9 protein-coding genes are annotated in these 11,158 nt (G+C 70.1%); 8 read left to right on the forward strand and 1 reads right to left on the reverse strand.

The window, feature by feature from the left end:
• Positions 1–99 precede the first annotated feature (99 nt).
• Complete coding sequence (locus VPH61_RS08760; RefSeq protein ID WP_332063125.1) at positions 100–1,005, forward strand: COX15/CtaA family protein; 906 nt, start codon at positions 100–102, stop codon at positions 1,003–1,005.
• Positions 1,005–1,598, forward strand: a complete 594-nt coding sequence (locus VPH61_RS08765) for a gamma carbonic anhydrase family protein (RefSeq protein WP_332063126.1) — start codon at positions 1,005–1,007, stop codon at positions 1,596–1,598. The genes VPH61_RS08760 and VPH61_RS08765 overlap by 1 nt, the downstream gene beginning before the upstream one ends.
• 60 nt (positions 1,599–1,658) lie before the next feature.
• Here the strand turns inward: VPH61_RS08765 and VPH61_RS08770 are convergent, their stop codons facing one another.
• A complete protein-coding gene (locus VPH61_RS08770; protein WP_332063127.1) occupies positions 1,659–2,579 on the reverse strand; it encodes a heme o synthase in 921 nt (306 codons plus the stop codon).
• Between the two features lie 331 nt (positions 2,580–2,910).
• Between VPH61_RS08770 and tkt the strand changes: the two genes are divergently transcribed.
• From tkt to pgl, 6 genes are read left to right on the forward strand one after another with little or no spacing between them, the layout of a single operon-like run.
• Positions 2,911–5,004 carry a transketolase gene (gene tkt / locus VPH61_RS08775; protein WP_332063128.1) on the forward strand — a complete coding sequence of 698 codons (2,094 nt, stop codon included), beginning with the start codon at positions 2,911–2,913 and terminating at the stop codon, positions 5,002–5,004.
• 26 nt (positions 5,005–5,030) lie between these two features.
• Positions 5,031–6,140, forward strand: a complete 1,110-nt coding sequence (tal, locus tag VPH61_RS08780) for a transaldolase (RefSeq protein WP_332063129.1) — start codon at positions 5,031–5,033, stop codon at positions 6,138–6,140.
• Positions 6,137–7,741: a glucose-6-phosphate isomerase gene (locus VPH61_RS08785; protein ID WP_332063130.1), complete on the forward strand. Its 1,605-nt coding sequence runs from the start codon at positions 6,137–6,139 to the stop codon at positions 7,739–7,741. The genes tal and VPH61_RS08785 overlap by 4 nt, the downstream gene beginning before the upstream one ends.
• Before the next feature lie 15 nt (positions 7,742–7,756).
• The gene (gene zwf, locus VPH61_RS08790; protein WP_332063131.1) at positions 7,757–9,298 is read left to right on the forward strand and encodes a glucose-6-phosphate dehydrogenase; all 1,542 of its coding nucleotides are present in this window, start codon (positions 7,757–7,759) and stop codon (positions 9,296–9,298) included.
• Positions 9,295–10,254 carry a glucose-6-phosphate dehydrogenase assembly protein OpcA gene (locus VPH61_RS08795; protein WP_332063132.1) on the forward strand — a complete coding sequence of 320 codons (960 nt, stop codon included), beginning with the start codon at positions 9,295–9,297 and terminating at the stop codon, positions 10,252–10,254. The genes zwf and VPH61_RS08795 overlap by 4 nt, the downstream gene beginning before the upstream one ends.
• On the forward strand, positions 10,251–11,021 hold the full coding sequence (pgl, locus tag VPH61_RS08800) for a 6-phosphogluconolactonase (protein ID WP_332063133.1): 771 nt from the start codon (positions 10,251–10,253) through the stop codon (positions 11,019–11,021). The genes VPH61_RS08795 and pgl overlap by 4 nt, the downstream gene beginning before the upstream one ends.
• Positions 11,022–11,158: the final 137 nt, after the last annotated feature.

The raw sequence follows: 11,158 nt of genomic DNA on the forward strand, positions 1-11,158 counted from the left end.
CGGCGGGCCTCCCAACCCCTCAAGTCTATAGGGTCGCGGTGGGTGCCGGGCAGGACTCCCAGTGCCGTCACAGCGCGATCCGGATCAGGAACGACCCGCGTGACCCGCTCTCTCCGCTTCTTCGCCTGGGCCTCGTTCGTGCTCAACGTGCTGATCATCGCGACGGGCGGCGCAGTGCGCCTCACGGGATCGGGGCTCGGCTGCAGCGACTGGCCGGTCTGCGTGCCCGGGTCCCTCGTTCCGACGCCCGAGCTCGGCATCCACGGGGTCATCGAGTTCGCGAACCGCACGATCAGCGGTCCGCTCCTGATCGCGGCGATCGGTGTGCTGATCTTGGTCTGGCGCCGCCGCAGCGAACGGCGCGACCTCTTCGTGCTCGCGGTCCTCGTCTTCGTGCTCGTCATCGTGCAGGCGCTCGTCGGCGCGTTCGTGGTCTGGCAGGAGCTCGCCGCGGCGCTCGTCGGCTTCCACTACACCGTCTCGGTCGTCATCGTCTGCATCGCGGCGGCCTTCCTCGTCCGCATGTACGAGCCCGGCGGATCACGGGAGATCGCCGTGCCGAAGCCCTACGCGATCCTCACCCACGTCACGAGCGCGGTGCTGGCGCTGACGGTCGTGGTCGGCGTCGTCACCACCGCGTCGGGTCCGCACTCGGGCGATGAGGACGTCATCCGCACGGGGGTCGATGCGAGCGTGCTCGCGCACGTGCACTCCTGGCCCGGTTACGCACTGCTCGTGCTGACCCTCGCGCTCGTCGCGGCGGCATGGCGCCTGAAGCTGCCGACGCTCCGCTGGTCGATCGCGCTGCTCGCGATCGAGCTCGTGCAGGTCGGCGTCGGCCTCTACCAGTCGCGCAACGGCCTTCCGGTGCTGGCCGTCGGCGTGCACATGGTGCTCGCCGCGCTCACGGCCGCCGCGATGACGGTCGTCATCATGCGACTCAAGCGCCCGGTGGCCGCGGATGCCGCGCGCGAGACGTCGCCCGTCGAGGCATCCGCTCACTGATGCTCGTCAGGCACCGCGGCAGCGAGCCGCGCATCTCGCCCGAAGCAACGGTCGCCCCGGGCGCCGTGATCTCCGGCGACGTGCGCGTCGAGGCCGGCGCCCGCATCCTGCACGGAGCCGTGCTCACGGCCGAAGACGGCGAGGTCCGTGTCGGCACGAACTCCGTGATCCTCGAGCACGCGCTGGTGCGCGGACGCGCGGGGCATCCGGCGCTCATCGGCGATGGCGTCATGATCGGCCCGCACGCGCACGTCAACGGAGCGAAGATCGGCGACGGCGCGTTCGTCGCCACCGGCGCATCCGTGTTCCCCGGCGCCGTCGTCGGCGAAGGCGCCGAGGTGCGCATCAACGCGGTCGTCCAGGTGAACACGACGCTGGAACCGGGGACGGTCGTCCCGATCGGATGGATCGCGGTCGGCACGCCCGCGCAGCTGTTCAGCCCCGATCGGCACGACGAGATCTGGGCCGTCCAGCAGGCGCTCGACTTCCCCGGCACCGTCTACGGCGTCGACCGCTCGACCGGGATGGCGGAGATCATGCAGCGGCAGTCGGCGTTCTACGCAGCGCACGACGCCGACGAGATCCTCGACTGACGGGTTCGGCGGCGAGAACCCACCGGCGCCTGCGGCTCGCGGAGCCTCGCCGCTGCCCCGCTAGAACGGGAGCAGCGGATCGATGCCGACCGCGAGGAAGAGCAGCGACAGATACGCGATCGAGCCGTGGAAGACCCGCATCGGCGAGACCTGCTGGTGGCGGATCGCGAGGTTGTAGAGGCGGTGCGTCTCATAGATGAACCAGACGCCCGTGACGAGCGCGACCGTCGAGTAGACGAGGCCCATGTCGGCGATGGGGATGAGCAGCAGCGAGCACGCCACCGTCGCCCACGCGTAGAGGATGACCTGGAGTCCCACCTGCGCACGGCCGCGGACGACGGCGAGCATCGGCACGCCGGCAGCCGCGTAATCGTCTTTGTACTTCATCGAGAGCGGCCAGTAGTGCGGCGGCGTCCAGAGGAAGATGATGAGGAACAGGATGACGGGCGGCCAGCTGAGGTCGCCCGTGACCGCGGCCCAGCCGATGAGCACGGGCATGCAGCCCGCGACGCCGCCCCAGACGATGTTCTGGGCCGTGCGGCGCTTCAGGATCAGGCTGTAGAAGACGACGTAGAGCAGGATCGCGCCGAGCGAGAGCGCAGCGGCGAGCCAGTTCGTGAAGAGACCGAGCCAGACGATCGAGGCGATGCCGAGGCCGTAGGCGAAGACGAGCGCCTCGCGGTCGCTCAGTTCGCCGGTGACCAGCGGACGGCCCTGTGTGCGCTTCATGACCCGGTCGATGTCGCGGTCGATGTAGCAGTTGAACGCCCCGGCGGAGCCGGCGCTCATGGCGCCGCCGACGAGGGTCGCGATGAGCAGCCAAAGGCTCGGCAGCCCCTGCTGGGCGAGGATCATCGTCGGGGCGGTCACGACGAGCAGCAACTCGATCACTCGCGGCTTGGTGAGCGCGAGGTAGGCGGCGAGCTTTCGCCGTACGGTCATCGCCGGTCGGGGGTCACGGGTCTCTACGGCTGCCTGCATCGTTCCTCTTCCGGCACGCGAGCACGCAAAGCACGGCCACGCCCGCAATCGATTCTATGACATCATGTGTCGCCCGTCGGTCGGCGCCCTTCCGCGCCGCTGTCGGCCTCACTGCCGAGCGCAGGCCGGGTGAGCTTCGCGTCACCGTCATGAAACCTGAGGAGTCCATATACTTGGCATCAGCGCGCCCGACGGCGCGGTTTCGAATTGCCGTCCGGTGCAGGCGACCAGGTGTCATCCGCCGGGCAAACTCGCGCCGAAGCGATTCCAGGGGTGCTCGGGACCATCGGTTTCCCGTCACCGTCCAGCGACCGGAAGGAACAGCACAATCGTGGCAACTCTGCAGTGGGAATCTCTGGACGACCAGGCGGTCGACACGGCCCGCGTCCTCGCGGCCGACGCCGTCGAGAAGGTCGGCAACGGGCATCCCGGCACCGCGATGAGCCTCGCGCCCGCCGCCTACCTCCTCTTCCAGAAGGTCATGCGCCGCGACCCGTCCGACCACGCCTGGCTCGGCCGCGACCGCTTCATCCTCTCGGCGGGTCACTCCTCGCTGACCCAGTACGTGCAGCTCTTCCTCGCGGGCGACGGCCTCGAGCTCTCCGACCTCGAGTCGCTGCGCACCTGGGGGTCCAAGACCCCCGGTCACCCCGAGTACGGCCACACCGCGGGCGTCGAGATCACGACGGGCCCGCTCGGCCAGGGCCTCGCCTCCGCGGTCGGCTTCGCGTACGCCTCGCGCTTCGAGCGCGGCCTCTTCGACCCGGATGCCGCGGCGGGCACGAGCCCGTTCGACCACTTCGTCTACGTCGTCGCCGGTGACGGCGACCTGCAGGAGGGCATCACGAGCGAGGCCTCCTCGCTCGCCGGCCACCAGCAACTCGGCAACCTCGTGGTGATCTACGACTCCAACCAGATCTCGATCGAAGACGACACCAACATCGCCTTCACCGAAGACGTCGCCAAGCGTTACGAGTCCTACGGATGGCACGTGCAGACCGTCGACTGGAAGAAGACGGGCAAATACGTCGAAGACGTGGCCGAACTGCACGCCGCGATCGAGGCCGCCAAGGGCGAGTCCGACAAGCCCTCGATCATCATCCTGAAGACGATCATCGGTTGGCCGTCGCCCGGCAAGCAGAACTCCGGCAAGATCCACGGCTCGGCACTCGGCGCAGCCGAACTCGCCGCGACGAAGGAGGTGCTCGGCTTCGACCCCGAGCAGACCTTCGCCGTCGCCGAAGACGTGCTCGCCCACACGCGCGGCGCCATCGAGCGCGGCGCAGCCGAGCACGCCGAATGGCAGCTCGCCTTCGACGCATGGGCCGCGGCGAACCCCGACCGCAAGGCGCTGCTCGACCGTCTCGAGGCCGGCGAACTCCCCGCCGACGTCGAGTCCGTGCTCCCCGTCTTCGAAGGCGGCACCGAGGTCTCCACGCGTGCAGCGTCGGGCAAGGTCATCAACGCCCTCGCCGGCGTGCTGCCCGAGCTCTGGGGCGGCTCCGCCGACCTCGCCGAGTCGAACCTGACCACGATCAACGGGGCGGCGTCGTTCATTCCGACCGAATGGTCGACCCACGAGTTCTCGGGAAACCCCTACGGCCGCGTGCTGCACTTCGGCATCCGCGAGCACGCCATGGGCGCCATCGTCAACGGCATCGTGCTGCACGGCAAGACCCGCGCCTTCGGCGGCACCTTCCTGATCTTCAGCGACTACATGCGGCCCGCCGTGCGTCTCGCCGCGCTCATGCAGGTGCCCTCGATCTTCGTGTGGACCCACGACTCCGTCGCCCTCGGCGAAGACGGCCCGACGCACCAGCCGATCGAGCAGCTCGCGACGCTCCGGGCGATCCCGGGCCTCACGGTCGTGCGGCCCGCCGACGCCAACGAGGTCGCGCACGCCTGGCTCGAGATCCTGAAGCGCACGGATGCCCCTGCGGGCATCGCGCTCACCCGCCAGAACATCCCCGTGTTCGAGCGGGGCGCGGCCGAGGCATCCGGCGACACCCTCGCGGCCGCGTCGAACGTGGCGAAGGGCGCCTACGTGCTCGCCGAGGCCGCGTCGGGCACGCCCGACGTGATCCTCATCGCCACCGGTTCCGAGGTGCAGCTCGCGCTCGCGGCCCGCGAGACGCTCGCGGCCGAGGGCATCGGCGCACGCGTCGTCTCCGCGCCGTCGCTCGAGTGGTTCGAGGAGCAGCCGGCCGAGTACCGCGAGCAGGTGCTGCCCTCGGGCGTCACGGCCCGGGTCTCGGTCGAAGCCGGCCTCGCGCTCTCGTGGCACCGCTACCTCGGCTCGCGCGGACGCGCAGTGTCGATCGAGCACTTCGGCGCCTCCGCCGATTACAAGACCCTGTTCCGCGAGTTCGGCATCACGGCCGAGGCCGTCGTCGCCGCCGCGAAGGAATCGCTCGCGTCGGCCTGACGCGCGCCAGAAGAGGAGAAACTCCCATGACCAGCTCCCCCACTGCAGCACTGTCGGAGGCCGGCGTCAGCATCTGGCTCGACGACCTCTCGCGTGAGCGCATCGCCTCGGGCGACCTCGCCCGGCTCATCGCCGAGCGCGACGTCGTCGGCGTGACCACCAACCCGACGATCTTCGCCGGCGCCCTCGCCAAGGGCGAGCGCTACGTGGCGCAGGTGCACGAACTCGCCGCGGCCGGCGCCGACGTCGACACCGCGGTCTTCGAGATCACGACCGACGACGTGCGCGACGCCGCCGACGTCTTCCGCCCCGTGTACGACCGGTCGGGCGGCTTCGACGGCCGCGTCTCGATCGAGGTCTCCCCCGCGCTCGCCCGCGACACCGCCGGCACGATCGCCGAGGCGAAGTCGCTCTGGGCGAAGGTCGACCGTCCGAACGCGATGATCAAGATCCCCGCCACCGTCGAAGGCCTCGACGCGATCACCGAGGCCATCGGCTCGGGCATCAGCGTCAACGTCACGCTGATCTTCAGCCTCGAGCGCTACCGCCAGGTCATCGCCGCCTACCTCGCCGGCCTCGAGCAGGCGAAGGCCGCGGGCCACGATCTCTCGACGATCCACTCCGTCGCCTCGTTCTTCGTCTCGCGCGTCGACACCGAGATCGACAAGCGGCTCGAGGCCATCGGCACCGACGCAGCCCTCGCACTGAAGAGCAAGGCCGGCATCGCGAACGCGCGCCTCGCCTACGAGCTCTTCGAGCAGGAGTTCGGCGGCGAGCGTGCCGCAGCGCTCCTCGCAGCGGGTGCGAACCGCCAGCGCCCCCTCTGGGCATCGACCGGCGTGAAGGACCCTGCGCTGCCCGACACCCTCTACGTGACCGAGCTCGTCGCACCCGGCGTCGTGAACACCATGCCCGAGAAGACCCTCGAGGCGACGTTCGACCACGGCGTCATCACGGGCGACACCGTCACCGGCGCATACACGCAGGCCGGTGCGGTGCTCGAAGCGCTCGCAGCGATCGGCGTCGACTACGACGACGTGACCCTCGTGCTCGAGAACGAGGGCGTCGACAAGTTCATCGTCTCGTGGAACGAACTGCTCGACACCGTTCGCGGTGCGCTGGAGGCCGCACGATGAGCTTCCGCATCTCCGTGAGCGGAGCTGCGGCCGACGCCGTGCGCGCCACGGTGCCGGGGCTCGTGGCAGACCTGGTCGCGAGTGGCATCACCGCCCAGGATGCCTCCCTCTGGGGACCCGAGGCCGAATCCGAGGCTGCGAAGCGACTCGGCTGGACCGAGGCCGTGGCGATCTCACGACCGCTCGTGCCGCAGATCGAGGCCCTCCGCGAGGAGCTCGCAGCCGCCGGTGTCGACCACATCGTGCTCGCCGGCATGGGCGGCTCGTCGCTCGCGCCCGAGGTCATCACGCGCACGACGGGCGTCGACCTCACCGTGCTCGACTCCACCGAGCCGGGTCAGGTTCGCGCGGCGCTCGCCCACCGACTCGAGACGTCGGCACTCGTCGTCTCGTCGAAGTCGGGTTCGACCGTCGAGACCGACAGTCAGCGCCGCGTGTACGAGCAGGCCTTCCGCGACGCCGGCATCGACCCCACGACCCGCATCGTCGTCGTGACCGACCCGGGTTCACCGCTCGACGAGTCGGCCCGCGCGGCGGGCTACCGCGTGTTCAACGCCGACCCCGATGTGGGCGGCCGCTACTCGGCGCTCACCGCCTTCGGCCTCGTGCCCTCCGGGCTCGCGGGGGTCGACATCGCCGAGGTGCTCGACGAGGCCGAGACGATCGAGCTCTCGCTCGCCATCGACAGCCCCGAGAACCCCGGGCTCGTGCTCGGCGCCGCGATCGCGGCGACGGCTCCCCTTCGCGACAAGCTCGGCATCATCGCCGACGGCACCCACATCGTCGGGCTCCCCGACTGGGCCGAACAGCTCATCGCGGAGTCGACGGGCAAGAACGGCACGGGGCTCCTCCCCGTCGTGTTGGACGTCGACGCACCCGAGCTCGGCGAAGGCCTCGCGGATCTGCAGATCGTGCGCATCGTCGACGATGCCGGCGACGACATCTTCGGTCGCGACGACTCCGGCGAGATCCGCGTGTCGGGCACCCTCGGCGCGCAGCTCCTCGTCTGGGAGTACGCGACCGTGGTCGCCGGCCGCATCCTCGGCATCAACCCGTTCGACCAACCCGACGTCGAGTCGGCGAAGATCGCAGCACGGGGCCTCCTCGACGCACGCCCCGAGCCCACGCCGGCCGCGTTCGTCGAGCAGGGCATCGAGGTGCGCGGCACCCCAGAGGTCATCGGCGCATCGAGCGACCTCGCCTCGGCGATCGACGTGCTACTCGAAGAGCTGCCGGCCGACGGCTACCTCTCGATCCAGGCCTACGTCGACCGGGTCGCCCACCCCGAGCTCGAGCGGCTTCGCGGCCTGCTCGCGGCGCGTGCCGGCCGACCGGTCACGTTCGGCTGGGGCCCGCGCTTCCTCCACTCGACCGGCCAGTTCCACAAGGGCGGCCCCGCGGTCGGAGCCTTCCTGCAGATCACGCAGCAGCCCGCGGAAGACCTCGAGATCCCCGATCGTCCGTTCACCTTCGGCCAGTTGATCGCCGCCCAAGCCTCGGGCGACGCGAGCGTGCTCGCCGAACTCGGTCGCCCGGTGCTCACCCTCACCCTCACCGACCCCTCGGCCGGCGCGGCGACGCTGTTCGACGTCGTCGCCTGAGAACCCGGAGGAACGATGCAACCGGCTGAGATCACCGCGACGCACAACCCGCTCCGCTCCCCCAAGGACTACCGGCTCAACCGCATCGCGGGTCCGTCGAGTCTCATCATCTTCGGCGTCACGGGCGACCTGTCGCGCAAGAAGCTGATGCCGGCGGTCTACGACCTCGCGAACCGGGGGCTCCTGCCTCCGGGCTTCGCACTCGTCGGCTTCGCCAGGCGGGAATGGGCCGACCAGGACTTCGAGAAGGTCGTGCACGACTCCGTCAAGGAGTACGCCCGCACCGAGTTCCGTGAAGACGTCTGGAAGCAGTTGGCTCGCGGCATCCGCTTCGTACCCGGCGACTTCGACGACGACGCGGCCTTCGACCGCCTCCGCGAGGTCGTCCAAGACCTCGATCGCGAGCGCGGCACGATGGGCAACCACGCGTTCTACCTATCGATCCCGCCGAAGTCGTTCCCGCTCGTCACCGAGCAGCTGAAGCGCTCCGGCCTCACCGAGCAGCGCGGCGACCAGTGGCGCCGCGTCGTCATCGAGAAGCCGTTCGGCAGCGACCTGAAGACGGCGCGCGAGCTGAACGACGTCGTGGCGTCGGTCTTCCCGCCCGACTCGGTGTTCCGCATCGATCACTACCTCGGCAAGGAGACCGTCCAGAACATCCTGGCGCTCCGCTTCGCGAACCAGCTCTACGAGCCCATCTGGAACGCGAACCACGTCGACCACGTGCAGATCACGATGGCGGAGGACATCGGCGTCGGCGGACGCGCCGGGTACTACGACGGCATCGGCGCTGCACGCGACGTGATCCAGAACCACCTGCTGCAGCTCCTCGCACTCACCGCTATGGAGGAGCCGATCTCATTCGAGGCCGGCGACCTGCGCGCCGAGAAGGAGAAGATCCTCGCGGCCGTGCGCCTGCCGGAGGATCTCGCGACCGGCACCGCTCGCGGCCAGTACGCCGGCGGCTGGCAGGGCGGCGAGAAGGTCATCGGATTCCTCGACGAAGACGGCATGAACCCCGAGTCGACGACCGAGACCTACGCCGCCATGAAGCTGACCATCGGCACGCGCCGCTGGGCGGGCGTGCCGTTCTACCTGCGTGCGGGCAAGCGCCTCGGCCGACGCGTCACCGAGATCGCGGTCGTGTTCAAGCGCGCGCCGCAGCAGGTGTTCGCCGACAGCCAGACCTCGCAGCTCGGCCAGAACGCGCTCGTCATCCGCGTGCAGCCCGACGAGGGCGTCACGATCCGTTTCGGATCGAAGGTGCCGGGTGCCGGCATGCAGGTGCGCGACGTGACCATGGACTTCGGCTACGGCCACGCCTTCACCGAGGCGAGCCCCGAGGCCTACGAACGCCTGATCCTCGACGTGCTGCTCGGCGACCCGCCCCTCTTCCCCCGCCAGGAGGAGGTCGAACTCTCCTGGAAGATCCTCGACCCGATCGAGGAGTTCTGGGCGACGCAGGGACAGCCCGAGCAGTACCGCCCCGGCACCTGGGGCCCGGCCTCCGCCGATGAACTCCTCGAACGCGACGGACGAAGCTGGAGACGCCCATGATCGTCGATCTGCCCGACACGACGACCAGCCAGGTCTCGAAGACCCTCGTGAAGATCCGCGAAGAGGGCGGCGTCGTCGCCCTCGGCCGCGTGCTCACCCTCGTCATCGCCACCTCGCCCGGTGTCGAGGAGGAGGCGATCGAAGCGGCGAACGACGCATCGCGCGAGCACCCGATGCGTGTCATCGTCGTCTCGACCGAGCCGGGCACCGAGACGTCGGCGGTCGCTCCTCGGCTCGACGCCGAGATCCGCGTCGGCGGCGACGCCGGTGCGAGCGAGGTCATCGTGCTCCGCGCCTGCGGTGACGCCGCACGCGACGAGGAGAGCCTCATCATGGCGCTCCTCCTCCCCGATGCCCCGGTCGTCACGTGGTGGCCGGGCGCAGCGCCCGAGGTTCCCGGGCGCTCGCCGCTCGGGCGCATCGCGCATCGCAGAATCACGGATGCCTCGGCGCAGCCCGACCCGCAGGCGGCGCTTCGCGCACTCGCCGGCAACTACACGCCCGGCGACGCCGACTTCGCATGGACGAGGCTCACCCTCTGGCGCGCCCAGCTCGCCGCGGTGCTCGACCAGCCCCCGTACGAACCCGTGACCCGGGTGCACGTGAGCGGTGCGGTCGACTCGCCGTCGACCACCCTCCTCGCGGCCTGGCTGCGACTGCAGCTCAACGCCCCGACCGAGTACGAGCTCGCCGGGCCCGAAGCCGGGTACCACGGCATCCACGGGGTCAGCCTCGAACGCGACGGCGGCACGATCGAGCTGATCCGCGACGTGCCGGGCATCGCAACGCTCCGTCAGCCCGGTCAGCCGCGGCACGACCTCGCCCTCGCTCGTCGGAACCTGCGCGACTGTCTCGCCGACGAGCTGCGCCGCCTCGACCCCGATGAGTTGTACGGTGAGGTGATCACCCGCGGACTCGAGCTCCTCGACGCCGGCGGCGAAGGAGGAACCGCATGACGAACGAACGACGCGTGCTCGTGCACCCCGACAAGGCCTCACTCGCCGGGTCGGTCGCGGCGCGCTTCATCACGAAGCTCCTCGACATCCTCGACACGCAGGCCGTGGCGCACATCGTGCTCACGGGCGGCTCCATGGGCGCCGCGGTGCTCGAGTCGGTGGGTTCATCTCCCGCGCACACCTCGATCGACTGGTCGCGCGTGCACTTCTGGTGGGGCGACGAGCGCTGGCTTTCGGCCGGTGACACCGAGCGAAACGACGAGCAGGCTCGCGTCGCGTTCCTCGGAGCACTCGAGCTGCCGTCCGAGAACCTGCACCCGTTCCCCGCAGTCGACTCCGGGCTCGACCTCGATGCGGCGGCAGAGGCCTACGCGGCCGAACTCGCGGCGCACGGCGCCGACGGGCTCCCGCATCCGATCTTCGACATCACGTTCCTCGGCGTCGGACCCGACGGGCACGTCGCCTCACTCTTCCCGCACCGCTCCGGCATCCAGGTCACCGATCGCACGGTGATCGCCGTGCGCAACTCGCCGAAGCCGCCGCCCGAGCGACTCAGCCTCACGCGACCGGTCATCAACGCGTCGCAGCGCGTGTGGATGGTGCTCGCGGGCGCCGACAAGGCCTCAGCACTCGGGCTGGCCCTCGCCGGTGCGAGCCGCGACGAGGTGCCGGTGGCTGGCATCAAGGGTCGGCGGAGAACGGTGTTCTTCGTCGATGCCGACGCGGCATCCGAAGTGCCCGAATCGCTCATCGCGCGCGACTACTGACACACGAGCGACACCGCGACAGACGCGAGAAGGGGGCGGCCCCCCGCCGCCCCCCTCTCGCGTTCGCGACTCTGATCAGGCCGTGGGGGCCGGACCGCGACCCGGGCGGAGCAGCGGGAGTGCATCGTCGCGCCGTG

The sequence above is a fragment of the Agromyces sp. CCNWLW203 genome (assembly GCF_036576125.1).
GTDB lineage: Bacteria > Actinomycetota > Actinomycetes > Actinomycetales > Microbacteriaceae > Agromyces.